This window comes from Nocardia flavorosea NBRC 108225, assembly GCF_001613385.1.
In the GTDB taxonomy this organism is placed as follows: Bacteria; Actinomycetota; Actinomycetes; order Mycobacteriales; family Mycobacteriaceae; genus Nocardia; species Nocardia flavorosea.
The window spans coordinates 159,941-185,817 of the sequence record NZ_BDCG01000010.1 but is presented as its reverse complement, the minus strand read 5'-3'; the positions used below and the strand labels follow the sequence as shown (position 1 = coordinate 185,817).

Sequence of the window (25,877 nt, the reverse complement as noted above, 5' to 3'; positions counted from 1 at the left end):
ACCAACGATGAACGTCCATCGGAGTTAACCCGAGGTCGTGCGGGGCCCCGCCAGCAGGCGGGCGGCGCTGCTCGACCTCTCAGTGAGGAGAGCAGTGGCAGGCAAGGCCCGCGTGCACGAGTTGGCAAAAGAACTCGGTGTCACGAGTAAAGAACTACTCGCGAAGCTCAAGGAGCAAGGCGAGTTCGTGAAGTCGGCTTCGTCGACGGTGGAGGCACCCGTCGCGCGCCGGCTGCGCGAATCGTTCGCGGCGAAATCCGCGCCGGCGAAATCCGACAGGTCGAACGGATCCAAACCGTCGTCGGCCCGTCCCGGTCCTGCGACCGGCGCCAAACCCGCGGCTCCCGGTCCGCGGCCAGGTCCGCGCACCCCGGCCCCCACGGGGCAGCAGGGGCCCGCCGAATCCGCACCGGCTGCCGAGGCCACACCGGCCCCGGCCGCCGACAGTGGGCCCAAGCCGGCCGCCGCTCCGCGGCCCGGCCCGGCGGTGAAGCCGGGCCCCGCGCCCGCGCCCAGCCGGGAAGCGGCGCAGGCTCCGGCGGCCAAACCGGCCACCCCCGCCGCTCGCCCGGGTGCCCAGCAGCGTCCGGCCGCGCCCGGCCCGAGCCCGGCCCGGCCCGGCCCGAAACCCGGTCCGAAACCGCCTCGGGTCGGCAACAATCCGTATTCTTCGGCGCCCGAACGTGAGCGTCCGACACCGCGTCCGCAGCCGGGCCCCCGCCCGACACCGGGGCAGGGTGGCCCGCGTCCGGGGCCCGCCCAGGGCGGTCCGCGTCCGGGCCAGGGTGGTCCCCGTCCCGGTCAGAACGCTCCGCGCCCCGGCCCCGGTGGCCAGCGGCCCGCAGCTGCCCAGGGTGGCCCACGTCCCGGCGGCCCGCGGCCGAGCCCGGCCTCCATGCCTCCCCGCCCGACCCCCGGTGCGATGCCTCAGCGTTCGGCACGCCCCGGCCCCGCGGCCGGTGGCCGTCCGGGTCGTCCCGGCGCCGGTGGCGGCGGTCGTCCCGGTGGTGGCGGCGGTTACCGCGGTGGCGGCGGCGCGCCCGCCGGTACCGGTGCACCCGCCGGTGGTGGCGGCTTCCGTGGTCGTCCCGGTGGTGGCCGTCCGGGTGGCCCCGGTGGTCGCGGTGGCGCGGCTGGTGCCTTCGGCCGTCCCGGTGGCGCGCCGCGGCGTGGTCGCAAGTCGAAGCGGCAGAAGCGCCAGGAATACGATTCGATGCAGGCTCCGTCGGTCGGCGGGGTGCGGCTGCCGCGCGGTAACGGTGAGGTCATCCGCCTCGCTCGCGGCGCGTCGCTGTCCGATTTCGCGGAGAAGATCGACGCCAACCCGGCCGCCTTGGTCCAGGCGCTGTTCAACCTCGGCGAAATGGTCACCGCGACCCAGTCGGTGAACGACGAGACCCTGGAACTGCTCGGCAGCGAGATGAACTACGTCGTGCACGTGGTCAGCCCCGAAGACGAGGACCGCGAGCTGCTGGAATCCTTCGACCTCACCTACGGCGAGGACGAAGGCGGCGAGGAAGACCTCGAGCAGCGGCCGCCGGTGGTCACCGTGATGGGCCACGTCGACCACGGTAAGACCCGGCTGCTGGATACCATCCGTAAGGCCAACGTCCGCGAGGGCGAGGCCGGCGGTATCACCCAGCACATCGGCGCCTACCAGGTGATGACCCATCTCGGCGAGGAAGACCGGCTGATCACCTTCATCGACACCCCGGGTCACGAGGCGTTCACCGCCATGCGTGCCCGTGGTGCGAAGGCCACCGATATCGCGATTCTGGTGGTCGCCGCCGATGACGGTGTGATGCCGCAGACGGTGGAGGCGATCAACCACGCGCAAGCGGCCGATGTGCCGATCGTGGTGGCGGTCAACAAGATCGACAAGGAAGGCGCGAACCCGGAGAAGATCCGGCAGCAGCTGACCGAATACAACCTGGTGGCCGAGGAATACGGCGGCGAAACCATGTTCGTCGACATCTCCGCCCGGGAGAACATCAATATCGACGCGTTGCTCGAAGCAGTGCTGCTCACCGCAGACGCCGCCCTGGACCTGCGGGCCAACCCGGAACAGGACGCCCAGGGTGTGGCCATCGAAGCGCATCTGGACCGCGGTCGCGGCCCGGTCGCCACGGTGCTCATCCAGCGCGGCACGCTACGGGTCGGCGATTCGATCGTGGCGGGCGACGCCTACGGCCGTGTCCGGCGCATGGTCGACGAGCACGGGGCCGATGTCGAGGCGGCGCTGCCGTCGCGACCGGTCCAGGTCGTCGGCTTCACCTCGGTACCGGGCGCGGGCGACAACCTGCTCGTCGTCGACGAGGACCGGATCGCCCGGCAGATCGCCGACCGGCGCAATGCGCGTAAGCGCAACGCACTGGCCGCACGGAGCCGTAAGCGGATCAGCCTCGAGGATCTGGATGCCGCGCTGAAGGAAACCAGCGAGCTGAACCTGATCCTGAAGGGCGACAACTCCGGTACCGTCGAGGCGCTGGAAGAGGCCCTGCTCGGGATCGAGATCGACGACGAGGTGCGCTTGCGGGTCATCGACCGCGGTGTCGGTGGTGTCACCGAAACCAACGTCAACCTGGCGTCCGCGTCGAACGCGATCATCATCGGGTTCAACGTCCGGGCGGAGGGCAAGGCCACCGAACTGGCCAACCGCGAAGGCGTGGATATCCGGTACTACTCGGTGATCTACCAGGCCATCGACGAGATCGAGAGTGCGCTCAAGGGCATGCTCAAGCCGGTCTACGAAGAGGTCGAACTGGGCCGCGCCGAAATCCGGGCGATCTTCCGGTCGTCCAAGATCGGTCTCATCGCCGGCTGCATGGTCACCTCGGGCGCCGTGAAGCGCAATGCCAAGGCTCGTCTGCTCCGCGACAACATGGTGGTCGCCGAATCCACGACGATCAGCTCGTTGCGCCGCGAGAAGGACGACGCCATGGAGGTCCGCGAAGGCTTCGAATGCGGTATGACGCTGACGTACTCCGATATCAAGGAGGGCGACATCATCGAGGCCTACGAGTTGCGCGAGAAGCCGCGCGACTGACTGTGATACGGGCCCGGACTCCGCTTGTCCGGGCCCGGTCATCGATATCGGCACGACAGGCCCCGGGACTCGCCGCGCTGCGGGCCCCGGTGCCGCGTCGTCGCTATAACTGGGAGGTTGCGTGTACCTCGGTGCACTCGAGTTCGACATCCTGCTGGGTGATGTGCACTCTCTGAAGGAGAAGCGTTCGGTGGTGCGGCCGCTCCTGGCCGAGCTCCAGCGTTTCGGGGTCAGTACCGCCGAGGCCGGGGAACACGACCGCTACCGGCGCACATTGCTCGCCGTGGCGATGGTGGCGGCCGGTATGGATCATCTGACGGCCGTGCTCGACAAATGCGAACGCCATGTCGCGGCCCGTCCGGAGTTACAGTTGCTGGCAGTACGCCGCCGCGTCTTCGGACCCGAGGACTGAAGGGAAAGGAGCGGCCATGGTGGATCAAGCCAGGGCACGCCGGCTCGCCAAACGGATCTCCGCGATCGTGGCCACCGCGATCGAATACGAGATCAAGGACCCGCGGCTGCGTTTCATCACCGTCACCGACGCCAAGGTCACCGGCGATCTCCGCGAAGCGACCATCTATTACACCGTGATGGGTGAAACCGTCGACGCCGAACCCGACTACACCGCCGCCGCGGCCGGGCTGGAGAAGGCCAAGGGCGTGCTGCGGTCGAAAGTGGGTGCTGGTACCGGCGTGAAATTCACCCCCACCTTGGCCTTCGTGCTCGACACCGTGCCCGACGCGGCCCGGCAGATGGAGGATCTGCTGGCCCGGGCGCGCGCGGCCGACGACGAGGTAGCCCGGGTGGCGGCCGAGGCGAAACCCGCCGGTGATGCGGACCCGTACAAAACACCCCGCGACGACGACTGAGCCGCCATGACCACAACCGGTGCCGCCGTGGACTACGCGGCCGCCGTACGGGTGCTCGATACCGCGCGTTCGGTCACCGTCCTCTGTCATATCCAGCCCGATGCCGACACCCTCGGCAGCGGGCTGGCCCTTGCCCAGGTCCTGGACCGGCGGGGTGTGCCGGTGCGGGTGTCGTTCGCCGAACCCACCGAGCTGCCGTACGCGCTGCGCACGCTGCCGGGATCGCGGTTCCTGGTCCCGCCGGCCGAGGTACCGGCCGAGGTGGACGTGCTGGTGACCGTCGACTGCGGTAGCGCGGGACGGTTGGGAGCGCTGGCCGATCGGCTGGCGGGCGCCCGGACCACGCTGGTGATCGATCATCACCGGTCGAACACCCGGTTCGGTGCGGTCAATCTGATCGACCCGGATGCCGTGTCCACGGCGAGTGTCCTCACTGCGCTGCTGGATCGGTGGCAGGAGCCGATCGACGCCGAGATCGCCCACTGCCTGTTCGCGGGGTTGGCCACCGACAGTGGCTCGTTCCGCTGGGTGACGCCGGGCACACATGCCTTGGCCGAACGGTTGCTGGCCACCGGGATAGACGGTGGCGCCATCACCCGAACCCTGATGGACACCCATCCGTTCGCCTGGTTGCAGATGCTGTCCACGGTGCTCGCCTCCGCGCGGCTCGAGCCCGAAGCCCACGGCGGTACGGGTCTGGTTGCCGCGTTCGTGCTGGCCACCGATCTCGAAGGTGTTCGCCAGGAAGAGGCGGAAAGCGTCGTCGATATCGTGCGAGCGACCGCCGAGGCCGGGATCGCCGCGGTGTTCAAAGAAGCCCGGCCCGTCGACGACCGTCGGCGCTGGACGGTATCGCTGCGTTCCAAGGACAGCGGTCCCGGAACCGACGACGGCGCCGATGTCGCGGCCATCGCCACGAGGCTCGGCGGCGGTGGGCATCGCTACGCGGCCGGTTACACGACCTACGGGGAACCCGAAGAAATCCTCGCCCAGTTGCGCACCGCACTGGACTGAGGTGCCCGGCAGACCGCTCGGCCGTGTCGGCACCTGCCGAGCCGTCGACGCGTCGCGCAGGGCTGCCGCGGGACGTAGCACGCCGTGCGGCCCGACGGGTGGTGCCGAGCGGCTGAGATGTCCCGGGCGCCGCGACCGTTCGGGCGGTGAGGCCGGCGCAACCCGGTCGCTGCGTGGGGCCGCCGACGCACCACCTCGAAATCGGCCTTGGCCGGAGCTGACGCAACTGCAGGCCGTGTATTGTCTGCCGGTCGGTGGCAGTGCGGTTCGTCGGCTGCAGGGCGGGGACGGTGGGTGTGGGGCGGCGTCCGTACGCAGGTTCCGCGCGGTCGGATCGGGAGGCGGCCAGGTGTCGGAGCGTTCCGCTAGCGTGCACGGCGGTCGGACGCGTACGGCGGGGGCCGTAGATTTTCTGCGGGCAAAGTGAGGATGGGCAGGGAGTGACGTGCAGGCGGAGGTGACTGCTTCGTCCGCCGAGGTATCCGTCGGGCCCCGGCGGATACTGGGGCTGGCGCTGCCGACTCTCGGCGTTCTGGTGGCCGAACCGATCTATCTGCTGTTCGACCTCGCGGTGGTGGGCCGGCTCGGTGCGTTGGCGCTGGCCGGCCTCGCGGTCGGCGGCCTGATTCTCACTCAGGTGAGTTCCCAGCTGACCTTTCTCGCCTACGGTACGACCGCGCGTTCGGCGCGCCGGCACGGTGCCGGTGACGAACCCGGTGCGGTCGCGGAGGGCGTGCAGGCCAGCTGGCTGGCGGGCGGGATCGGAGTGCTGATCCTGCTGGTGGTTCAGGTCGCGGCCGTCCCCGTCGCGGAGGTGATCGCCGGTGATGCCGAGATCGCGGCGGAGGCGCTGGCCTGGATGCGGATCGCGCTGTTCGGGGTACCGCTGATCCTGCTGTCCATGGCCGGGAACGGGTGGATGCGCGGCGTTCAGCAGACTCGGCGGCCGCTCACCTACGTGGTGGCGGGGCTCGCGCTGTCGGCGGTGCTCTGCCCGCTGCTGGTGCACGGACTGGCCGGGCTGCCGCGGCTGGGCCTGCCCGGTTCGGCGGTGGCCAATGTGATCGGCCAGCTGGTTACGGCGGTACTTTTCGTAGGCGCTCTGGTCCGGGCCCGAGTGCCGCTTGCGCCGCGGTTGCCGGTGATGAAAGCCCAGCTCGTCATGGGACGCGATCTCATCGCGCGCAGCCTGGCGTTCCAAGCGTGCTTCGTTTCCGCCGCGGCGGTGGCATCCCGGTTCGGCGCACCCTCGGTGGCGGCGCATCAACTGGTGTTGCAGCTGTGGAATTTCCTCGCACTCACCCTCGACTCATTGGCCATCGCTGCGCAGACACTGGTCGGTTCGGCTCTGGGTGCACGCAACGCGGCGGGTGCGCGGTCGGTGGCCCGCCGGGTCACCGCGTGGTCGACAGTGTTCGCGGTGGGCCTGGCCGCGGTGTTCGCCGTGAGCGCCGCCTGGATACCGCCGCTGTTCACCGCCGACGCCGCGGTCCTGGACCGGACCGGCGTGGTGTGGTGGTTCTTCGTGGTGATGATCCCGGTGGCCGGTGTGGTGTTCGCGCTGGACGGGGTGCTGCTCGGCGCCGGCGACGCGGCCTACCTGCGGACCACCACGCTGGGCGCGGCACTGCTCGGTTTCCTGCCGGCGATCTGGCTGTCGCCGGCGTTCGACTGGGGGATCGGCGGAATCTGGTGCGGGCTGATCGCGTTCATGTTGTTGAGGCTGGTCGCTGTGAGTACGCGGTGGCTGTCGGGCCGGTGGGTCCGGGTCGGGGCCGAAATCCCGGCCTGAGCGAGTCGGACCCGGAGGCGGTGGTGCGATCACCTTCGCCGGCGCTCGGGCCTCCGCCTCGGCAGGTGGACCGAGCGCTGGTCTCGCTCATGCCAATGGACACAGCGTGATCGCCGCCCGCGATCGGTAGGTGCGCCGGCTCGGGCCGGCGGTATGCGAAGGTAGGTGTGGTGATACCCAAGTTGATGGCGGTGAGCGATATCCATGTCGGTCACCAGGGCAACAAACCGGTCGTCGAGGACATCCGGCCCGATTCGTCCGAGGATTGGCTGATCGTCGCCGGTGACGTCGCCGAACGCAGCGACGATATCCGCTGGGCCCTGAAATTGCTGCGCGAACGCTTCGCGAAGGTGATCTGGGTACCCGGTAACCACGAACTGTGGACGACTGCCAAAGACCCGGTGCAGATGCACGGGGCCGCCCGCTACGACTATCTGGTCGCCATGTGCCGGGACCTCGATGTACTCACTCCGGAGGATCCGTTTCCGGTGTGGACCGGCGCCGGTGCCGAGGCCTACGGCGGCGCGGTGACGCTGGCTCCGCTGTTCCTGCTCTACGACTACAGCTTCCGGCCCGAAGGCGCGCGTACGAAGGCCGAGGGGCTGGCCATCGCCCGGGAACGCAATGTGGTGGCCACCGACGAATTCCTGCTCACCCCGGACCCGTACCTCACCCGGGACGCCTGGTGCGAAGCCAGGGTCCGTGCCACCCGCCGCAAACTGGACAATCTGCCCGACGCCACACCTCTGGTGCTGATCAACCACTTCCCACTGGTCCGCGAACCCACCGATATGCTCTGGTATCCCGAATTCGCCCTGTGGTGCGGTACCGAGCACACCGCGGACTGGCACACCCACTACAACGTGGTCTGCGCCGTATACGGTCACCTGCACATTCCGCGCACCACCTACTACGACGGTGTCCGGTTCGAGGAGGTCTCGCTCGGTTACCCGAGGGAATGGCAGAAGCGCGGGAAACCCGAGAAACTTCTCCGACAGATCCTGCCCGACCCCAGGTACGGGCCCGGCGACCTGAACGAATGGGGTGGCCACTTCAAGGTGACGCCGGAGATGGCTGCCGCGGCCGCCGAGATGCGGGACAAGGCCCAGCGCCGCCGCGGGCTCGCCTGAACCGGCGACCGGCGACACCCAGTAGGCTCACCGACGATGATCGAGACAATCCTGCCCGCCGATATCGCCTCCGCCGAGTTGCTGGACTATCCGGAGGATCTGAAAGCGCACCCCGCCGAGGAACCGCTGATCGCGAAATCGGTGGAGAAGCGGCGCCGCGATTTCATCGGCGCGCGGCACTGCGCCCGCCAGGCACTCGCGCAGTTGGGGGAGCCACCGGTGGCGATCGGTAAAGGCGAGCGCGGTGCGCCGGTATGGCCGCGCGGGATCGTCGGCAGCCTCACGCACTGTGACGGTTTCCGGGGCGCGGCGCTGGCCCACACATTGCGGTATCGCTCGATCGGGATCGACGCCGAACCTCACGAAACCCTGCCCGAGGGCGTACTGGATTCGGTGAGCCTGCCCGCGGAACGGGAGTGGTTGCGCCTCGCCGGTTCCGGGCTGCATCTGGATCGGCTGCTGTTCTGCGCGAAGGAGGCCACGTACAAGGCGTGGTTCCCGCTCACCACTCGCTGGTTGGGTTTCGAGGACGCGCACATCACCTTCACCGTCGAGGAGCAGGGCGCCGGAACCGGGGCGGGTACGTTCCGGTCGGAACTGCTGGTGCCCGGGCAGACCGGCGACGGCGGTGCGCCCCTCACCTCGTTCGACGGCCGCTGGCTGATCACCGGCGGATTCATCCTGACGGCGATCGCGCACAGCTGATGGCCGATATCCTGGGCGGTCTGCTGATCGTCGACAAACCCACCGGCCCGACCAGCCACGATATCGTGGCCCGGTCCCGGAAGCTGTTGCACACGAAGAAGGTCGGCCACGCCGGCACGCTCGATCCGATGGCTACAGGGGTACTGGTACTCGGCGTGGAGCGCGCCACGAAACTACTGGGTCTGCTCACCCTCACCACCAAGGCCTACACCGCGACGATCCGGCTGGGCTGCGCCACGACCACCGACGACGCCGAGGGGGAGGTACTGACCACCGCGGCGGCCGGGCATATCACCGATGCCGATATCGCCGGGGAGGTCGCCGCGCTCACGGGTGATATCCAGCAGGTGCCGGCGACGGTGAGTGCCATCAAGGTCGGCGGCGAACGCGCTTATGCCCGGCACCGCGCCGGTGAAGAGGTGAAGCTCGCCGCCCGGCCGGTGACGGTCTCCCGATTCGACGTACTCGGCCGCCGCGATATCGCCGAGCCCGATGTGGTGGATCTCGATGTGGTCGTCGAATGCTCGTCCGGCACCTACATCCGCGCGCTGGCACGCGATCTGGGGGCCGCGCTGGGAGTGGGCGGTCACCTGACCGCGTTGCGCCGCACCAGGGTCGGCCCGTTCACTCTCGAACATGCCCGCACCCTCGAACAGTTGGCAGAGGATCCCGTTCCGAGTCTCGATATCGACGCCGCCGTCCGGTTGTCTTTCCCGCACCGCGTGATCGGCGCGGATGATGTCGAGAAACTACGGGACGGCCGCTGGCTCGACCCGATCGGTATCACCGGCGTCCATGCCGCACTCACCGAGGACGGACGGGCGATCGCGCTGCTCCAGGAGGAGGGTAAACGCGCCGCACCCGTCCTGGTGGTGCGCCCGAGGGGCTTGATCGACTGAACGACCACGGGTTTCCGGTACCGCCCGGCGCAACCGAGGACCACAGGTCCGGTAGACCGGCCTTGCCGGGTGTCGGAGGTCGGCCGTCGGCCCGGCGCTTCCGTAACCCGTCCGGCTGAGTGATCGGCCCCTGTCCGAGCCGCCCCTCGCTGCTGTGGACTCGGTCGTAGAGGAGCAGTGCACAAGCCGGTCGGCTGCCCGCGGATCCGGCGAAATCCGTTCGGTCTTCTGCCCGGCGGCGCCGGCGCTGTGCTTTACGGCGTCGAACCGGCGGCATCGGCCGTCGGGTCGGTGCTGTCACAGATACCCCGGCGCCGGTCGGGCGCGGGCGTCCTGTCGTCGCCTTGCCGGGGCCGGCTCGGCAGGGCGACGGGCGAAGACCTCGTGCGAGCGTACGGTGCGCATCCGGGGGTTCACCCCGGGATGGGTTCTTCGGCGTATTGGTCGCGCAGGCGCTGGACGGCGTCGTCCATATGGTCGCGCAGCAGACGGTGCGCGCGTGCCGGGGATGCGGCGCCGATCGCCTCCCGTAGTGCCACGTGCTCGTCGGCCTGCTCGCGCAGGTCGGGGTAGGTGGTCTGTAGTTTGCCCAGGCACATCCGGGTTTCGATCAGTAGGGTGCGGGCCGCCCGGACGAGTCGCGTGCTGTCCGCCGCCGCGACGAGGGCCTCGTGGAATTGCTGGTCGGCGTCGGAGACCCCCGCGGCGTCGCCGGCTGCGGCCTGTTCGAGCATGGCCTGGACGCTCGGTGCAAGTGCCTCGTAGGCGCTGTCGCGGCGGCCGTCGAGGATCAGCGCGAGCGCACCTCCTTCGATCGCGGTGCGCGACCGGTAGATGTCGACGACATCGGCGAGGGTGAGTTCGATGACGAATATTCCGCGGTTGCGGATACTGTGCAGCAGCCCCTCCGAAACCAGCCGCTGCATCGCTTCCCGGACCGGTCCGCGAGAGACCCCGAACTGCGCCGCAAGATCCGCCTCACCCAGCTGCGCGCCCGGTTCCAGAGCGCCGCGCATGATCGCCTCCCGGAGGCGGTCGGCGATCATCTCCGCGGTGGAGCGCTGATTGACGGGTTCGAAATCAATGACCGACATATGCGGGCCTTTCCGCGAACAACGCGCCCAGTGCCGGGACGATCCGGGTCGCGCCGGCGAGTCGCAACCCCTCCCAGATGGTGACCTGGTTGGCGGTGAGTACCGGTTTCCCCAGTGCCGCCTCCAAGCGGGGCAGCACCTCGAGGGTATGCATGGCGGTATCGGGGATCAGCAGGGCCTCGGCCTCCGGATGATCATTTGCCCGCGCCAGCGCCAGTACCTGCTCCGGTTCGAGCGTGCCTACTTCGGCAGCGGTTTCGATACCCGCGCTCGCAGATGCGGCCACGGTGATCCCGGCATCGGCCAGGAAATCGGCGAACAGCCCGGCTACATCCGCCGGGTAGCTCGCCGCGACCGCCACCCGCCGGATACCCAGTGCCTGCGCGGCCGCCACGAACGCGAAACTGGTGCTGGAAGCCGGAACGCCCGCGGCTTCGGCCAGTCCCCGGACCTGTTCGCGGGCGCCGTCCGGGCCGTAGACGAAACTGCCCGAGGTGCAGGCCCAGACAACAGCGTCCGGCCGGTGCGCCGCGAGCCGGGCGGCGCCGTCGCGGAGTTTGCCCGGGCTGCCCAGATCCAGCAGTTCGGGTACGGCGTGCAGATCGGTGCCGTAGATATGGGCCACCGGCAACCGTGCGTCCAGCAGGGTCTCCGCTCGTGGGTAATCGTCCTCGGCGGCATGGTCCGGGTAGATGAATCCGATGGTCGGCGCCGGCATGGGCCCTCCGTTTCCGAGCTGGGTTACGTTCGGGGACATCATCTTTCAGAACACCTCCAGCAGCCAGCGGCCCGGACCCATCATCGGCAGTTTCATCCGCCCGAGACAGGCCCACATGGTGAGCTGGTTGGCCGTGAGAATCGGTTTGCCCAGAACCTTCTCCAGCGGTTCGATGATGTCGTAGGTGGGCAGGTTCGTGCAGCTGACGAAAATCGCCTCGGCGCGCGGATCGTCGGCGCCCAGGATTCGTTCGGCAATGGTGCGGTAGTTGACCTTCCAGATCCCGCCGCCCAGGCCGAGGTGGTCGGAGCGGACCACCGCGCACCCCGCTTCGGCGAGGAAGTCGCGCAGTTTGCCGGTGAGGACCTCGTCGTAGGGGGTCATGATCGACAGATTCGTGATGCCGAGATGGCCGATCGCCTCGAGAAGTGCTCCGGAGGTCGTGACCGCGTTGGCCGCGCCCGCCCGGCAGATCGTTTCCCGCAGTGAGCGTTCGTATTCGATGCCCTTGATGAAACTACCGGAGGTGCACAGATAGGCGACGACTTCGGGTTCCACGTGCAGAACGTTGCGGGTCGCGGCGGTCAGATGGGTCGCGTCGGAGACCAGTTCGGCCATGGCCAGCGATACCGGGACCGGTTCGTAGGGTGTGCGGGCCAGGTGCAGGCTCACTTCCAGTGGTGCCCAGCGCCAGAGTTCACGCTCCAGGGCGAGGTCGAACGGTGCGATGACACCGATGCCCCGTTGCGCGACCGGGCCCTCGATATCGGGAAAATCGAACTCCACTGCGGCCCCTCTCGCACTCAGCCGGGAAGACCTCCGAGAACGATCGGATTGTTGACAATCATACGATGTGACCATACTGTGTCAATATGAAATCGGGCCCCATCGTCACGATTGTGCACAGTGACCAGCAGCCCGATCCGGCGCTGATGGCACCGGTCGATGCGCGGGCCACGGTGCGCTACACGGATTCGGCCGGGCTGGCCGCCGCGCTGCCCGGTACCGATGTGCTGTTCATCTACGACTTCCAGTCCCACGCCCTGCCCGATGCCTGGCCGGCGGCCGACAGGCTGAGCTGGCTGCATATCGGCGCCACCGGCGTCGATACGGTGATGTTCGACGAACTGCGCGACAGCGATGTGGTCGTCACCAACACCCGCGGAGTCTTCGATACCGCGATCGCCGAATACGTGCTCGGCCAGATTCTCGATTTCGCCAAAGATCTCTCGGGGTCGAAGCGGCTGCAGCGCCAGGAGATCTGGCAACATCGCGAATCCGAGCGGATAGCCGGAGCCACCGCGCTCGTCGTCGGCACCGGATCGATCGGGCGCGCTGTCGCCGGATTGCTGCGGGCCGCCGGTATGCGGATCCGCGCGGTGGGGCGCCGCGCCCGCACCGGCGACCCCGATTTCGGCACCGTCGCCACCGATCTGATCGCCGAACTCCCCGCCGCCGACTATGTCGTTGCCATCGCCCCGCTGACCGACGACACCCGGCATATGTTCGACGCCCGGGCATTCGGTGCCATGAAACCGCATGCCCGCTTCGTCAATGTCGGGCGTGGTGAACTGGTGGTCACCGACGATCTGGTCGCCGCGTTGGAGACCGGCGCGATCGCCGGCGCCGCGCTGGATGTGGTGGACCCGGAACCGCTGCCACCCGGGCATCCTTTGTGGCAGTTGCCCAATGCGCATATCACCCCGCACAATTCCGGTGATTTCGCCGGCTGGCGCACGGAGATCGTCACCGTGTTCACCGAGAATTTCGAGCACTGGCTGGCGGGACGCCCACTGGACAACGTCGTCGACAAGACGCTGGGGTATGTGCCCGGCTGAAGGGAAGGCCGCAGATGAACCAGCCCGAGGTGCCCCGACCGACCGATCCCGTCGGCATGACCGCGGTCGAACTGGTCTCCGCCTACGCCGCCGGGGCATTGTCCCCGGTGGAGGCGACCGAGGCCGTACTTGCCGCAATCACCGCCCGGGATACCGAGATCAACGCCTACTGCCTCGTCGATCCCGACCGCGCGCTGGTACAAGCCAAGGATTCCGAGGCACGCTGGCAATCCGGGCACGTCCGCGGACTGCTCGACGGTGTGCCGATCTCGATCAAGGACATCTTCCTGACCGAGGACTGGCCGACCCGCCGCGGCTCGCTGAGCATCGGCCCGGAAGGCCCCTGGCCGGTGGACAGTCCCGTCGCCGCCCGGGTGCGTGAGGACGGGATGGTGATGGTGGGTAAGACCACCACACCCGAGATCGCCTGGAAAGGCGTGACGGACAGCCCGCTGACCGGTATCACCCGCAACCCCGTCGACCCTTCTACGACCGCCGGCGGCTCCTCCGGCGGTAGTGCCGCGGCGGTTGCGGCCGGGATGGGCCCGGTCTCGGTGGGCACAGACGGTGGCGGCAGCGTCCGGATTCCGGCCGCGTTCTGCGGCATCGTCGGCTTCAAACCCACGCACGGCCGCATTCCGCTGTACCCGGCCAGCCCGTTCGGTCCGCTCGCCCATGCCGGACCGCTGACCCGCACGGTCGAGGACGCGGCGCTGCTACTGGATATTCTCGCCCTGCCGGACCCGCGCGACCCCACCGCACTGGCGCCCACTCTCACCACCTTCCGCGGCCAGATCCAGCGTGACGTCCGCGGCGTGACGGCCGCCTACTCGCCGACGCTGGGCTATGTGCACCCCGATCCCGAGGTAGAGGCGATCGTCTCCGGGGCGGTCACCGCACTGGAGGCCGCGGGTCTGCGCGTTTCGGCCGCCGATCCCGGGTTCTCCGATCCACGCGAAGCCTTCGACGTGATGTGGGCGGCGGGAGCCGCGGCCATGCTGGCGAACTTCCCGCCGGGCGCCCGCGAGAACGCCGATCCCGGTCTGCGCCGGGTGTGGGAGCACGGCGAAACCCTCTCCGCCACCGACTATCTCGACGCCCGTGCGGTCGCCGCCCAAGTGGCGATCGCCATGGGCACCTTCCACACCGTGTACGACCTGCTCCTCACGCCCACGGTGCCGATCACCGCCTTCGCGGCGGGTCACGATGTCCCACCGGGCAGCGGGATGTCGGACTGGCCGGACTGGACGCCCTACACCTATCCGTTCAACTTGACCCAGCAGCCTGCGCTGAGTATTCCCGCCGGGCGGACGACCGAGGGACTGCCGGTGGGCCTGCAGATCGTCGGCCCCCGCCATTCCGACGATCTCGTGCTGGCGGTCGGCCGGTTCGCGGAGGCGGTACTGGACGCGCGCTGACCGCGGTATCGCCCGGCCTCGGATCGGTCAGTGGTCCGGGAAACCCGCCCGGCGCGGCATACGGCGGGAGCGAACCGCTTGTGGCCTCCCCGAATCCCCTCGGGCCGTCGTTCGACCGGCTTCGGTGCGGCCCTCCCGCTCGGCATCGTGCCACCAGGTACGCCGATCGCCCCGGACGTCGACGTACGCCGCCCGGTTCGAGATCCGCTACGCCGCTCGACTCGACCGCCAGGTGAAGAACGTCCTTCGGTTGCCGGCGGGAGCCGTGACGATTCGATCGCAGTCGCCGGCGTGACGCGGGCGTCGGGATCCGCCTCCGCCCCGGTGCTGCGCTGGGCCACGTTGCGACCGCCTTCTCCGCAGATGTTCGGATGCGGGGATATCGGTGCGTAGCGGTCTGGCCGTGTACGGAAATGTTCGTCCGCCCCGCTGGAACGGCGCCCAGGACACGTGCGGCACGAGACCGCCGATGAGCGCGCAGTGCTTCGCCAGTGCCGGGAACCCCAGGACGTCGCCGGCAGGCCGTCCCTGGTCCCGGTACGTGGAGGCGAGAACTCCGGCCTGGCCCGCAGGGTGCAGACAACTCCAGCAAATGCGGGTCAGACCGTTTTCGGTGGGATCGAGGTTCCGGGCATCGGCCGGGGTTGCCTGCGCAGCTTCGGGCTCGAGGGAGACAGGATTTTTCAGGCGCGAGCGAAGGCGAGGGTTTCGCCGGCGGCACCGTGCAGCCATAGGGTGTTGCAGGCGGCGGCGAGTTCGTCGAGGCCGTCTTCGATGGTGGCGAAGACATTGCCGGGGACCCAGCCGAGGTCGCCGTTGATGAGCAGGTTGTTGCGGCCGTAGAACAGTGCGAGATCGGTGGCGCCCTGGGCGTGATGGGCGGCCGTTCCCGGTTCGTAGCCGTAGGCCGGGTTGCCGATTTCCCAGGGTTCGAAATCGAACAGACAGACGTCGCCGGGAATGGGGGTGACCGTGGGGTTCTCGCGGCGCGGGGCGTCCTGGATGCGAGGGACCAGGGTGTAGACCTCGTTACGGGCGTATTTGGCGTGGAAGGCATCGCCTTCCTGGGGGAGGACCTCCCATACCGCGGCGCAGGTGCGCGGAGCCTGCTCGTCGAGTAGCCGGGCACGGCAGGTGATTCCGGCTTTGGTGAGGGTGATCGTGAGATAGCGCGCCATGTATTTCGTCCTGGTGCTCATGCGGGGAGACCGGCCGTGGGGCCGTTCTCCCCGCGAGGTGGGATCAGTGGCCGAGTTCGCCGAGTACCGCGGACCAGATGTCGAGCGCGTCGGTGATCTGGGTTTCGGCGACCACGAGGGGCGGGATCATCCGCACCACGTTCATATGCGCTCCGCAGGTCAGCAGGAGCAAGCCCTTCGCGGCCGCGAGTTGCTGGGCGGTGGTGGCGGTTTCCCGGTCCGGGGCGCCGTCGGCGGTGGTGAACTCCGCGCCGACGAGCAGGCCCAGCCCGCGGACGTCACCGATGGCCTTGGACTCGGCCGCCCGCACCCCGGTCAGCAACTGTTCGCCGCGGACCCGTGCGTTCTCGACCAGGTTCTCCGATTCGATCACCTCGAGAGTGGCGAGCGCGGCGGCGCAGGCCACGGCATTACCGCCGTAGGTGCCGCCTTGCGATCCGGGCCAGGCGGCGCTCATCAGTTCGGCCGAGGCGGCGATTCCGGAGATGGGGAAGCCGCTGGCCAAACCCTTGGCCATGGTGATGACATCCGGCCGGACCCCGAAATGCTGGTGGCCGAAGAACTTTCCGGTCCGGCCGAAACCGGTCTGGATCTCGTCGAAGATCAGCAGGATGCCGTGCCGGTCGGCGCGTTCACGCAAACCTTCGAAGAACACCCGGTTTCCGGGGATGTACCCGCCCTCGCCGAGAACGGGTTCGACCACGAAGGCCGCGGTTTCGGCCGGGGAGGTGAGGGTGGCGAACACGTAGTCGAGTTCGCGCAGGGCGAAGGAGGTGGCTTCCTCCTCGCTCCAGCCGTAGCGGTAGGCGGTGGGGAAGGGGGCGACGTGCACACCGGACATGAGCGGGCTGAAACCGGCGGAGAATCGGGTGCCGGAGGTGGTCATGGTCGCGGCGGCCACGGTGCGGCCGTGGAAGCCGCCGTGGAAAACGATCACATTCGGGCGCCCGGTGGCCTGGCGGGCCAGCCGCAATGCCGCTTCGATCGCTTCACTGCCCGAATTGGAGTAGAACACCGAATCCAATCCCGCGGGAAGCACCGCGCCGAGGCGTTCGGTGAGTTCGAGCAGCGGCCGATGCATCACCGTCGTGTATTGGCCGTGGATCAGTTTCGCGACCTGGGCCTGTGCCGCCGCCACCACGTGCGGATGGCAGTGGCCGGTGCTCGTGACGCCGATTCCGGCCGTGAAATCGAGATATCGGCGACCGTCGATGTCGTAGAGGTAGCAGCCCTCGCCGTGGTCGACGGTGACCGGAGTGGCCTGTTTCAGGATCGGGGACAGTTCGGCCATGGTGGCGCCTCCCGGGACGGTCGGTGCGGCGGTCCGGACCGACGGGTATACGAAATCGTGAATGGCGATTGTCGGATTGTTGACAATATGGATATCACGGCAGGCCTACGCCGGGCAATGCCCTCGAATCACCCGGGGTTCGCCCGGGCGTGTCGGAACTGTTCCGCGGTCAGTCCCGCAGCCAGATCGCTTCCGCGGCGATACTGCCCAGATCCGTGAGATTCTCGTCCCGCCCGATCCGCACCGCGATTGTTCCCGCGAAATCTCGCCGTTCCACCACCACGATCACGGTATCCAGCGCGATCCCGACCGAATCGAAATAGCGCAGCATGTCCGGGTCCGAGTCGGAGATACGGGCCACGCGGCCGGTTTCTCCCGCCTCGAAATCGATCAAACGGCGGGCCGGCGGTGTCGGCACCGCGCCGTCCACCGACGGGATCGGATCGCCGTGCGGATCCCGGTCCGGGAACCCGAGTTTCGCGTCGATGCGGGCCATCAGCAGTTCCGATACCGCATGCTCGAGGATCTCCGCCTCGTCGTGGACCTCGTCCCAGCCGTAACCGAGCTCGCTCACCAGGAACGTCTCGATCAGCCGGTGCCGGCGCACCATTGCGATCGCGGCCAGCCGGCCCTCTTCGGTCAGTGTGATCGCGCCGTACCGGGCGTGTTCGACCAAACCCTGGTCCGACAGTTTGCGCACCGCCTCCGAGACGGTCGACGCCGAGACCCCGATCCGCTCCGCGAGCAGTTTCGTGCTCACCCGTTCCTGCGACCACTCCTGGGTTGTCCAGATGACTTTCAAGTAATCCTGTGCCACCGACGACAGGCCCGGAGCGGCCGATTCCCCGGCGTCGGCGAGTTCCCGTCGGGTGGCGATATCTCGTTTTCCGGGCACAACCACGAGCTTAAGCATTCGCGGTGCGATACACATATCCCGCCACCTCCGCGAAACCCCGCGTTTGCGCCCGCGTCGCCGGCGCCCGGCAAGCGTCCCCACCCGAATACGGTGCGGCCGCTTGTTTGCGTAGGCTTGGCGTCTGTGCAGAGGTGGCGAAGTCTCGACGACGTACCCGCGGACTGGGGGCGGTGCGTGCTCACAATCGGCGTGTTCGACGGTGTTCATCGCGGTCACGCGCAGTTGATCAGCCGGGCGGTGAAGTCGGCTGCCGCGCGCGGCGTCCCGGCCGTATTGATGACCTTCGATCCGCACCCGATGGAGGTGATCCGGCCCGGTTCCCATCCCGCGCAACTCACCACGCTCACCCGGCGGGCGGAACTCGCCGAAGAACTCGGCGTCGACGTCTTCTGTGTGATGCCGTTCACCCATGACTTCATGAAACTCACCCCGGCCGAATACGTGCACGATCTGCTCGTGGAACGGCTGCATGTCGCCGAGGTCGTGGTCGGCGACAATTTCACTTTCGGCAAGAAGGCCGCCGGTACGGTCGCCACCATGCGTGACCTGGGCGACCGGTTCGGTTTCGCGGTCGACGGGGTGACTCTGCTGGGCGAACACGCGGTGACTTTCTCCTCCACCTATATCCGCGCCTGTGTGGACGCCGGGGATATGGCCGCCGCCGCGGACGCGCTGGGCCGGCCGCACCGGGTCGAAGGGGTGGTGGTGCGCGGTGACGGCCGCGGCAAGAGCCTGGGGTTCCCGACCGCCAACGTCGCGCCGCCCATGCATGCCGCGATCCCCGCCGACGGTGTCTATGCGGGCTGGTTCACGGTGCTGGGCCCGGGGCCGACGATCGGCACGGTGACGCCGGGACAGCCCGCCATGGCGGCGGTCTCGGTGGGCACCAACCCCACCTTCTCCGGTCGTGCCCGCACCGTCGAGGCCTACGTCCTCGACCGCGAGGCCGATCTCTACGGACAGCATGTGGCCGTGGATTTCGTGGACCATCTGCGCGGGATGCGCAAATTCGAATCGGTCGACGAACTCGTTGCCGCCATGGGCCGCGATGTCGACACCGCCCGTAAGGTCCTCGGAGCCGGGAACTAGCCGGCCTACCCGCCGGGCCGGGGCCGGGACGGCTCCGGTAAGGTGACTCGCCGGGTCTGCTGCGGTCCGCGGCGGCGCCCATCCCGGATACGACGACCGGTGAGCCGTTCACCTGCAGAGGTGGATGATTCCCGGCCCGTCCGGGCACCTTACGCGCGGAACTGAGAAACAGGAGTGGATGCCCCATGGCGTTGACCACCGAGAAGAAGAAGGCGATTCTCGCCGAGTACGGTCTGCACGAGACGGACACCGGTTCCCCGGAGGCGCAGATCGCGCTGCTGTCCAAGCGGATCTCCGAGATCACCGAGCACCTCAAGGTGCACAAGCACGATCACCACACCCGGCACGGCCTGATGGCACTGATCGGCCGCCGTAAGCGGCTGTCGAAGTACCTGGCCGCCAAGGACATCAACCGGTACCGCAGCCTGATCGAACGCCTGGGCCTGCGGCGCTGATATTGCGTGAACACGCCCGGTTCCACGAGCCGGGCGTTACGTATGCCGACGGGGCGCATACAATCGCCTCGTCGGCATTTTCGTGTGCGGGGGATCTCCCGTGTACGAGGACGACAGAACCAGCCGTCACACCCGCGCTCGTGGCGTCGGTCTTCGGTAGTGGCTTTTCGGCCCGGGGTCGATACGCCGGAGAGCTTCGATCGTTGACCGCCTCCGCGTCGCCGTATCCAAGGGGATCCGGCCGGGTGTACGCGCCGCAGCTCGCTATACGGCGGCCGCTGACCTCGACGGTCACCGCGGTTACGCCGTCGCGCCGCGTCCGAACCTGGTACGGCTGACACAGCCGGATCGCGCCATACCGGCGCTGTATCCGGCGAGACGAGAGGTTGAGAACAGAGATATGCCAGAAACCACCGAACGCTCGAAGAACTCGGCCGTCGAGGTCGAACCGGGTGTTTTCGAATCCGTTGCGCTGATCGACAACGGCATCTTCGGCACCCGCACCGTACGTTTCGAAACGGGCCGCCTGGCCAAGCAGGCCGCCGGTTCGGTCGTCGCCTACCTGGACGACGAGACCATGCTGCTGTCGGCGACCACCGCGGGTAAGCACCCGAAGGACCAATTCGACTTCTTCCCGCTGACCGTCGATGTCGAAGAGCGGATGTACGCGGCGGGCCGGATCCCCGGATCCTTCTTCCGCCGTGAGGGCCGCCCCTCCACCGACGCGATCCTGACCTGCCGCCTCATCGACCGGCCGCTGCGCCCCTCCTTCGTGGACGGCCTGCGCAACGAGATCCAGGTCGTGGTGACGGTGCTGAGCCTGGATCCGAAGGATCTCTACGACGTGGTCGCCATCAACGCGGCCTCGGCGTCCACCCAGATCGCGGGCCTGCCGTTCTCCGGCCCGGTCGGCGGCGTGCGGGTCGCGCTGATCAACGATGCCGCGGCCGGCACCCCGGCCGGTGGCCAGTGGGTCGCCTTCCCGACCAACGAACAGCTGGAGAAGGCCGTATTCGATATGGTCGTGGCCGGGCGGGTCACCGATACCGGTGATGTCGCGATCATGATGGTCGAGGCGGAAGCCACCGAGAACGTGATCGAATTGGTCGAGGGCGGGGCGCAGGCGCCGACCGAAACCGTGGTCGCCGAGGGCCTGGAGGCCGCCAAACCGTTCATCGCCCGCCTCTGCCGGGCCCAGCAGGACATGGCCGAGCTCGCGGCCAAGCCCACCGAGGATTTCCCGCTGTTCCCGCCGTACGCCGATGACGCCTACGCCGCCGTCGAGGACGCCGCCAAGGCGCCGCTGTCGGACGCGCTGGGGATCGCCGGCAAGCAGGAGCGCGAGGAGAAGATCGACGAGATCAAACTCGAGGTGCTCTCGCGGCTGGGTGAGTCGTTCGAAGGCCGCGAGAAGGAACTCGGCGCCGCCTTCCGTTCGGTGACCAAGAAACTGGTCCGCCAGCGCATCCTCACCGACGGTTTCCGCATCGACGGCCGCGGTCTGGCCGATATCCGGGAACTGTCCGCGGAGGTCGCCGTGGTGCCGCGGGCGCACGGCTCGGCGCTGTTCGAGCGCGGTGAAACCCAGATCATGGGCGTTACCACCCTCGATATGGTCAAGATGGCGCAGCAGGTCGATTCGCTCGGCCCGGAAACCTCCAAGCGTTATATGCACCATTACAACTTCCCGCCGTACTCGACCGGTGAAACCGGTCGTGTGGGCTCGCCCAAGCGGCGCGAGATCGGCCACGGCGCGCTGGCCGAGCGGGCCCTGATGCCGGTACTGCCGAGCCAGGACGAGTTCCCGTACGCCATCCGCCAGGTCTCCGAGGCGCTGGGGTCCAACGGCTCCACCTCGATGGGGTCGGTGTGTGCCTCGACTCTGTCGCTGCTCAACGCCGGTGTGCCGCTGAGGGCGCCGGTCGCGGGTATCGCCATGGGCCTGGTGTCGGACACCGTCACCAACGAGGCCGGTGCCGCCGAGGTCCGGTACGTGGCGCTGACCGATATCCTCGGCGCCGAGGACGCGTTCGGCGATATGGACTTCAAAGTCGCCGGAACCCGTGATTTCGTCACCGCTCTGCAGTTGGACACCAAACTCGACGGCATCCCCTCGCAGGTGCTGGCCGGTGCACTGGGTCAGGCGCACGACGCCCGCACCACCATCCTGGACGTGATGGCCGAGGCCATCGCCACCCCGGACGAGATGAGCCCGTACGCGCCGCGCGTCACCGCGATCAAGATCCCGGTCGACAAGATCGGCGAGGTGATCGGGCCCAAGGGCAAGATGATCAACCAGATCACCGACGACACCGGCGCCAATATCTCCATCGAGGACGACGGCACCGTGTTCGTCGGCGCCACCGACGGCCCGTCCGCGCAGGCCGCGATCGATGCCATCAACGCCATCGCGAACCCGCAGCTGCCCAAGGTCGGCGAACGGTTCCTCGGCACCGTGGTCAAGACCACCGCCTTCGGCGCGTTCGTCTCGCTGCTGCCGGGCCGCGACGGCCTGGTGCATATCTCCAAGCTCGGCAACGGTAAGCGCGTGGCCAAGGTCGAAGATGTGGTCAACGTCGGCGACAAGCTGCGTGTGGAGATCGCCGATATCGACAACCGCGGCAAGATCTCGCTGGTGCCCGTCGACGAGAACGCCGAGCAGGCGCCTGCCGAGGCTCCCGCCGATGCGGATACCGCGGCGACCGAGTAGTACTGGTCGTGTGACGGAGCAGAAAACAGAGGCCCCCCTGCGCCCGAGTGGGCAGGGGGGTTCGTCATCGACGTGGCGGATCGGCGAAACCGTCGAAATCGACAACGGCGTGCGGCGTACCGTCCTGCCGGGTGGTCTGCGGGTGGTGACCGAGCACGTCCCCGGAGTCCGCTCGGCCTCCGTGGGAGTCTGGGTGGGCGTCGGTTCGCGCGATGAGGGACCCACCGTCGCCGGTGCCGCGCATTTCCTGGAGCATCTGCTGTTCAAGGCCACTCCGACCCGGTCGGCGCTCGATATCGCCGAGGCCATGGACGCGGTCGGCGGTGAACTCAATGCCTTCACTGCCAAGGAGCAGACCTGCTACTACGCCCATGTCGTGGACGAGGATCTGCCGCTGGCGGTGGATCTGGTCAGCGATGTGGTGCTCAACGGGCTGTGCCGGGCCGTGGACGTGGATGTGGAACGGCAGGTGGTCCTGGAGGAGATCGCCATGCGCGACGACGATCCCGAGGATCTCGTCGGCGACGCGTTCCTCACGGCCCTGTTCGGTGATCATCCGATCGGGCGGCCGGTCATCGGATCCATCGAATCGATCGAGGGTATGCGGGCGGGCCAGCTGCGCTCTTTCCACCAGCGCCGGTACACGCCGGACCGGATGGTGGTGGCGGTGGCCGGCAATATCGACCATGAGCACACGGTGGAACTGGTGCACCGGGCGGTCGCCGGGCGACTGGATCCGGCGGCGGCCCCCGCGCCGCGGCGTGAGGGACATTTCCGGACCCGCTCCGCACCGGGGCTGAGCTGGAGTCTCCGTGACAGCGAACAGGCGCATCTGGTGTTCGGGGTGCGCGCCTACGGCCGGCACGAGGGACCGCGGCGGTGGCCGCTCTCGGTACTGAACACCGTGATCGGCGGCGGCTTGAGTTCCCGCCTCTTCCAGCGGATCCGGGAAGAGCGCGGGCTGGCGTACTCGGTGTACTCGAGCGTGGACACCTTCGCCGATACCGGCGCCTTCTCGGTGTATCTCGGCTGCCAGCCGGAAAACCTGAACGAGGTGGCGGCGCTGGCTCGCGGGGTGCTCGACGAGGTGGCGGCCGACGGGATCACCGATGCCGAATGTGCCCGGGCCAAAGGGTCGTTACGTGGTGGGCTGGTGCTCGGGCTGGAGGATTCGGCGTCCCGGATGAACCGGATCGGGCGTAGTGAACTCAGCTACGGCAATCACCGCACCGTCTCCGAAACGCTGGCGCGGATCGATGCCGTGACCACCGAGGAAGTCGGAGATATCGCTCGTTCGCTGCTGGCCCGGCCGTTCGCTGCCGCGGTCGCCGGACCGTACCGCCGCAAACGAGATCTGCCCACGGCGGTTACCCGGTTGGTCGGCTGAGGTATCGGCCGGAGGCGATCCGCGGCGCTGTTCGCGCTCAGGGAGCATACAACCGGCTGGGTGCGGATCTCGCGTACGACCTCGGACCGGTCGATATCCACGCCGAGCCGGCCGGTGGGGGTCGGCCCTGTTCCGGCCGGCGCAGTTCGTGCCTTTGTGTGGACTGCTCGGCGGGATCCTCGTGGGTTCGAGAGCGGTCGTACTCGGCGATCGGCCCGATGGGGCGAGTGGAGCTATTCCGGCCGGGCGTGGTTGGCGGCGTCGACGACGGCCGCCAGGAGGCCGGGCAATGCCGCGTCGAGCGCTTCGGTACGCAACTGCTGGTAGGTGTTGCCGTCGACGACGAGCCGTTCGGTGATGCCGGCCTCGCGCAGGATCTTGAAATGGTGGGTGGCGGTCGACTTGTTGATGCCGTCGTAGAGGGATGCGCAGCGCAGAGCGGTGCCTGCGTTGCTCAGTCGGCGGATCATTTCGAGGCGTACTGGATCCTGTAGCGCACCGAGCACGGTGGGGAGCGGTGCCACGGAGTATGTCGCGGAGAGGGTGTCGGTCAATGGTCCGCCTCGGTCGGTTTGATGATCGTCGTACCGTACGTTACTGTCGATCAAGTTCGATAATCTTCAAACTTACCTGATCGGGGATTCGATGGCGGCGACAATCGCGGCACCGGCAGCGGATCGAGCGGTGCAACCCTGGGCCTACGCGCTGGTATTGGGTGCCACGGGCGTTGCGCTCGGCGTATCCGGGGTACCGGCCCCCTTGTACGGCATCTACGAGCAGGAATGGCATCTCTCGCCACTGGCGACCACCATCGTGTTCGCGGCATACGCGGTGGCCGCTCTGCTGGCTGTCCTAGTATCCGGGCGTATCTCCGATGTGGTCGGCCGCAAACCGGTGCTGCTCGGCGCCTTCGGGGCCATGATCGCCGGACTCGTCGTTTTCGTCCTCGCCGACACTGTGGCAATGCTCGTGCTGGCCCGGGTTCTGCACGGGCTGGCGGTCGGCGCCACGGTTGTGGCCGGAGCCGCGGCACTGCTCGACCTGCGGCCGCACCGCGGCGCCCGGTCCGGCCAGCTCAGCGGTGTCGCCTTCAACGTCGGTATGGCGGTGGCCATCATGGGCTCGGCACTGCTCGCACAGTACGCGCCGAATCCATTGCGCACGCCGTACGTCGTCATCAGCGTTATCTGCCTGATCGTGGCCGCGGGGGTTCTCGCCCTGCGCGAACCACACGCCGCCCGGGTCGTGGGCCGGATCCGGATAGCGCGCCCGGCGGTACCACCGGAGATCCGCGCGGATTTCTGGTTCTCGGCACTGGGGGTGATGGCGGCATGGTCGGTGCTCGGTGTGCTGCTGTCGCTGTATCCGTCATTGGCCGCGGAACGCACAGGCATCCACAACCTGGTCTTCGGCGGCGTAGTGGTCGCCTCGACGGCCTTGGCGGCCGCGCTCGTGCAACTGTTCGCGACCCGGGTACCGGCCCGGCGGGCCGCTGTCATCGGCGATATCGGTATGGCGATCACCCTCCTGCTGACCATTCCGGCCCTCGGTACCCACCAGTGGACGGCTGTGGTCGGTATCGGGTTGGTCCTCGGCGCCACGTTCGGTCTGGGCTTCGGCGGTTCGCTACGCCACCTGTCCGATGTGGTGCCGGAGCACAAGCGCGGCGAAACCATGTCCGCGTACTACCTACTGGCCTATACGGCCATGGCGCTGCCGACGGTACTGGCGGGCTGGGCCGCCACCGCTTGGGGACTGGACAGGGTGTTCCCGTGGTTCGTCGCGGCAGTGGCGCTGGCCTGCCTCGGCGCGGCAATACTCGGGATGCGGCGCGGGCGGCCCGTGCCGGTCGCGGAGTGAACGCGGCGGTCCGGGTGGCGATAAGCCACCCGGACGCCTCGTGTTACGTCGGCCAACCCCCGTACGGGACTGTGATCAGCTCCAGGTAGTGGCCGCTGGGGTCCAGAAAATACACCCCGCGTCCGCCGTAGTTGTGGTTGATCTCGCCGGGCGTGTGCTGATGTGGATCGGCCCAGTGCTCTAGGCCGTAGCGCCGGATCTTGGCGTATGCGGCGTCGAATTCCGTCTCCGAGATCAGGAATGCGTAGTGCTGGCCCTGGATCTCGGTGATATGCGGCGGAACGTTCGCGAAATCGAACGTGACCCCGTTCGCCGCGGGTAAGGGAATGAACGGGCCCCATTCGGGGCTCAGCTCCAGCCCCAGGATATCGGCCCAGAATTCGGCCGATACGCGGTGGTCACGGCAGCCGACGATCGTGTGGTTGAACTGTACGGTCAAAGGAAATC

Annotated in this window: 23 protein-coding genes; 15 read left to right on the top strand and 8 right to left on the bottom strand. The window is 68.2% G+C overall.

Annotated features, from left to right (window positions below; translation table 11 throughout):
• Positions 1 to 94: 94 nt before the first annotated feature.
• From infB to truB, 8 genes are all read left to right on the top strand, one after another.
• Positions 95 to 3,046, top strand: coding sequence for a translation initiation factor IF-2 (infB, locus tag NFL01S_RS34350; protein WP_084492617.1), 2,952 nt, complete (start codon positions 95 to 97; stop codon positions 3,044 to 3,046).
• A 121-nt stretch (positions 3,047 to 3,167) separates the two neighbouring features.
• A complete protein-coding gene (locus NFL01S_RS12130; RefSeq protein ID WP_062974456.1) occupies positions 3,168 to 3,458 on the top strand; it encodes a DUF503 domain-containing protein in 291 nt (96 codons plus the stop codon).
• 16 nt (positions 3,459 to 3,474) lie between these two features.
• The gene (gene rbfA, locus NFL01S_RS12125; protein WP_062974454.1) at positions 3,475 to 3,915 is read left to right on the top strand and encodes a 30S ribosome-binding factor RbfA; all 441 of its coding nucleotides are present in this window, start codon (positions 3,475 to 3,477) and stop codon (positions 3,913 to 3,915) included.
• A gap of 6 nt (positions 3,916 to 3,921) precedes the next feature.
• On the top strand, positions 3,922 to 4,929 hold the full coding sequence (locus tag NFL01S_RS12120) for a DHH family phosphoesterase (protein WP_062974452.1): 1,008 nt from the start codon (positions 3,922 to 3,924) through the stop codon (positions 4,927 to 4,929).
• A 457-nt stretch (positions 4,930 to 5,386) separates the two neighbouring features.
• Positions 5,387 to 6,721, top strand: a complete 1,335-nt coding sequence (locus tag NFL01S_RS12115; RefSeq protein WP_245670638.1) for an MATE family efflux transporter — start codon at positions 5,387 to 5,389, stop codon at positions 6,719 to 6,721.
• A gap of 170 nt (positions 6,722 to 6,891) precedes the next feature.
• Positions 6,892 to 7,851, top strand: a complete 960-nt coding sequence (locus NFL01S_RS12110) for a metallophosphoesterase family protein (protein WP_157116493.1) — start codon at positions 6,892 to 6,894, stop codon at positions 7,849 to 7,851.
• Positions 7,852 to 7,887: 36 nt separating this feature from the next.
• Positions 7,888 to 8,556, top strand: a complete 669-nt coding sequence (gene npt / locus NFL01S_RS12105) for a 4'-phosphopantetheinyl transferase Npt (protein ID WP_062974448.1) — start codon at positions 7,888 to 7,890, stop codon at positions 8,554 to 8,556.
• Positions 8,556 to 9,455, top strand: coding sequence for a tRNA pseudouridine(55) synthase TruB (gene truB, locus NFL01S_RS12100; RefSeq protein ID WP_062974446.1), 900 nt, complete (start codon positions 8,556 to 8,558; stop codon positions 9,453 to 9,455). The genes npt and truB overlap by 1 nt, the downstream gene beginning before the upstream one ends.
• A 413-nt stretch (positions 9,456 to 9,868) precedes the next feature.
• Here truB and NFL01S_RS12095 read toward each other — a convergent pair whose 3' ends face one another.
• Genes NFL01S_RS12095 through NFL01S_RS12085 form a run of 3 tightly spaced genes read right to left on the bottom strand, consistent with a single transcriptional unit; the run spans position 9,869 to position 12,053 of the window.
• A complete protein-coding gene (locus NFL01S_RS12095; protein ID WP_062974445.1) occupies positions 9,869 to 10,549 on the bottom strand; it encodes a GntR family transcriptional regulator in 681 nt (226 codons plus the stop codon).
• The gene (locus tag NFL01S_RS12090) at positions 10,536 to 11,267 is read right to left on the bottom strand and encodes a maleate cis-trans isomerase family protein (RefSeq protein WP_062974444.1); all 732 of its coding nucleotides are present in this window, start codon (positions 11,265 to 11,267) and stop codon (positions 10,536 to 10,538) included. The genes NFL01S_RS12095 and NFL01S_RS12090 overlap by 14 nt, the downstream gene beginning before the upstream one ends.
• A gap of 45 nt (positions 11,268 to 11,312) precedes the next feature.
• Positions 11,313 to 12,053 (bottom strand): maleate cis-trans isomerase family protein, encoded by a 741-nt coding sequence (locus tag NFL01S_RS12085; RefSeq protein ID WP_062974442.1) that lies wholly within the window; start codon positions 12,051 to 12,053, stop codon positions 11,313 to 11,315.
• 86 nt (positions 12,054 to 12,139) lie between these two features.
• On the opposite strand from NFL01S_RS12085, the gene NFL01S_RS12080 reads away from it, so the two are divergent.
• Positions 12,140 to 13,105 carry a D-2-hydroxyacid dehydrogenase gene (locus NFL01S_RS12080; RefSeq protein ID WP_062974440.1) on the top strand — a complete coding sequence of 322 codons (966 nt, stop codon included), beginning with the start codon at positions 12,140 to 12,142 and terminating at the stop codon, positions 13,103 to 13,105.
• 29 nt (positions 13,106 to 13,134) lie between these two features.
• Complete coding sequence (locus tag NFL01S_RS12075; protein ID WP_218019605.1) at positions 13,135 to 14,523, top strand: amidase; 1,389 nt, start codon at positions 13,135 to 13,137, stop codon at positions 14,521 to 14,523.
• Between the two features lie 683 nt (positions 14,524 to 15,206).
• Here the strand turns inward: NFL01S_RS12075 and NFL01S_RS12070 are convergent.
• The 3 genes from NFL01S_RS12070 to NFL01S_RS12060 all read right to left on the bottom strand — a co-directional run bounded on the left by NFL01S_RS12070 (position 15,207) and on the right by NFL01S_RS12060 (position 17,926).
• Positions 15,207 to 15,701: a DUF3830 family protein gene (locus NFL01S_RS12070; protein WP_062974438.1), complete on the bottom strand. Its 495-nt coding sequence runs from the start codon at positions 15,699 to 15,701 to the stop codon at positions 15,207 to 15,209.
• Positions 15,702 to 15,765: 64 nt separating this feature from the next.
• Positions 15,766 to 17,013 carry an aspartate aminotransferase family protein gene (locus tag NFL01S_RS12065; RefSeq protein ID WP_062974436.1) on the bottom strand — a complete coding sequence of 416 codons (1,248 nt, stop codon included), beginning with the start codon at positions 17,011 to 17,013 and terminating at the stop codon, positions 15,766 to 15,768.
• Positions 17,014 to 17,182: 169 nt separating this feature from the next.
• On the bottom strand, positions 17,183 to 17,926 hold the full coding sequence (locus NFL01S_RS12060) for a metal-dependent transcriptional regulator (RefSeq protein WP_062974434.1): 744 nt from the start codon (positions 17,924 to 17,926) through the stop codon (positions 17,183 to 17,185).
• A 126-nt stretch (positions 17,927 to 18,052) separates the two neighbouring features.
• On the opposite strand from NFL01S_RS12060, the gene NFL01S_RS12055 reads away from it, so the two are divergent.
• The 4 genes from NFL01S_RS12055 to NFL01S_RS12040 all read left to right on the top strand — a co-directional run bounded on the left by NFL01S_RS12055 (position 18,053) and on the right by NFL01S_RS12040 (position 23,570).
• Positions 18,053 to 19,018, top strand: coding sequence for a bifunctional riboflavin kinase/FAD synthetase (locus NFL01S_RS12055; RefSeq protein ID WP_084492615.1), 966 nt, complete (start codon positions 18,053 to 18,055; stop codon positions 19,016 to 19,018).
• Positions 19,019 to 19,203: 185 nt separating this feature from the next.
• A complete protein-coding gene (gene rpsO, locus NFL01S_RS12050) occupies positions 19,204 to 19,473 on the top strand; it encodes a 30S ribosomal protein S15 (protein ID WP_062974430.1) in 270 nt (89 codons plus the stop codon).
• Positions 19,474 to 19,873: 400 nt separating this feature from the next.
• Positions 19,874 to 22,183, top strand: coding sequence for a polyribonucleotide nucleotidyltransferase (locus tag NFL01S_RS12045; protein ID WP_062974429.1), 2,310 nt, complete (start codon positions 19,874 to 19,876; stop codon positions 22,181 to 22,183).
• Positions 22,158 to 23,570 (top strand): M16 family metallopeptidase, encoded by a 1,413-nt coding sequence (locus NFL01S_RS12040; RefSeq protein WP_210745124.1) that lies wholly within the window; start codon positions 22,158 to 22,160, stop codon positions 23,568 to 23,570. The genes NFL01S_RS12045 and NFL01S_RS12040 overlap by 26 nt, the downstream gene beginning before the upstream one ends.
• Before the next feature lie 233 nt (positions 23,571 to 23,803).
• On the opposite strand, the gene NFL01S_RS12035 is transcribed toward NFL01S_RS12040, so the two are convergent.
• On the bottom strand, positions 23,804 to 24,124 hold the full coding sequence (locus NFL01S_RS12035; protein ID WP_062974642.1) for an ArsR/SmtB family transcription factor: 321 nt from the start codon (positions 24,122 to 24,124) through the stop codon (positions 23,804 to 23,806).
• 91 nt (positions 24,125 to 24,215) lie between these two features.
• Here NFL01S_RS12035 and NFL01S_RS12030 point away from each other — a divergent pair, with 91 nt between their 5' ends.
• Positions 24,216 to 25,430 carry an MFS transporter gene (locus NFL01S_RS12030; RefSeq protein WP_062974427.1) on the top strand — a complete coding sequence of 405 codons (1,215 nt, stop codon included), beginning with the start codon at positions 24,216 to 24,218 and terminating at the stop codon, positions 25,428 to 25,430.
• 43 nt (positions 25,431 to 25,473) lie between these two features.
• On the opposite strand, the gene NFL01S_RS12025 is transcribed toward NFL01S_RS12030, so the two are convergent.
• A complete protein-coding gene (locus NFL01S_RS12025) occupies positions 25,474 to 25,869 on the bottom strand; it encodes a VOC family protein (RefSeq protein WP_062974425.1) in 396 nt (131 codons plus the stop codon).
• Positions 25,870 to 25,877: the final 8 nt, after the last annotated feature.

What these genes read in the sequence shown, in the direction of transcription:
- NFL01S_RS12120 (WP_062974452.1), top strand. Translation starts at nt 3,922, where the DNA reads ATGACCACAACCGGTGCCGCCGTGGACTACGCGGCCGCCGTACGGGTG.
- NFL01S_RS12045 (WP_062974429.1), top strand. Translation starts at nt 19,874, where the DNA reads ATGCCAGAAACCACCGAACGCTCGAAGAACTCGGCCGTCGAGGTCGAA.
- NFL01S_RS12040 (WP_210745124.1), top strand. Translation starts at nt 22,158, where the DNA reads ATGCGGATACCGCGGCGACCGAGTAGTACTGGTCGTGTGACGGAGCAG.
- rbfA (WP_062974454.1), top strand. Translation starts at nt 3,475, where the DNA reads ATGGTGGATCAAGCCAGGGCACGCCGGCTCGCCAAACGGATCTCCGCG.
- NFL01S_RS12080 (WP_062974440.1), top strand. Translation starts at nt 12,140, where the DNA reads ATGAAATCGGGCCCCATCGTCACGATTGTGCACAGTGACCAGCAGCCC.
- rpsO (WP_062974430.1), top strand. Translation starts at nt 19,204, where the DNA reads ATGGCGTTGACCACCGAGAAGAAGAAGGCGATTCTCGCCGAGTACGGT.
- npt (WP_062974448.1), top strand. Translation starts at nt 7,888, where the DNA reads ATGATCGAGACAATCCTGCCCGCCGATATCGCCTCCGCCGAGTTGCTG.
- NFL01S_RS12070 (WP_062974438.1), bottom strand. Translation starts at nt 15,701, where the DNA reads ATGGCGCGCTATCTCACGATCACCCTCACCAAAGCCGGAATCACCTGC.
- truB (WP_062974446.1), top strand. Translation starts at nt 8,556, where the DNA reads ATGGCCGATATCCTGGGCGGTCTGCTGATCGTCGACAAACCCACCGGC.
- NFL01S_RS12095 (WP_062974445.1), bottom strand. Translation starts at nt 10,549, where the DNA reads ATGTCGGTCATTGATTTCGAACCCGTCAATCAGCGCTCCACCGCGGAG.
- NFL01S_RS12090 (WP_062974444.1), bottom strand. Translation starts at nt 11,267, where the DNA reads ATGCCGGCGCCGACCATCGGATTCATCTACCCGGACCATGCCGCCGAG.
- NFL01S_RS12065 (WP_062974436.1), bottom strand. Translation starts at nt 17,013, where the DNA reads ATGGCCGAACTGTCCCCGATCCTGAAACAGGCCACTCCGGTCACCGTC.
- NFL01S_RS12030 (WP_062974427.1), top strand. Translation starts at nt 24,216, where the DNA reads ATGGCGGCGACAATCGCGGCACCGGCAGCGGATCGAGCGGTGCAACCC.
- NFL01S_RS12060 (WP_062974434.1), bottom strand. Translation starts at nt 17,926, where the DNA reads ATGCTTAAGCTCGTGGTTGTGCCCGGAAAACGAGATATCGCCACCCGA.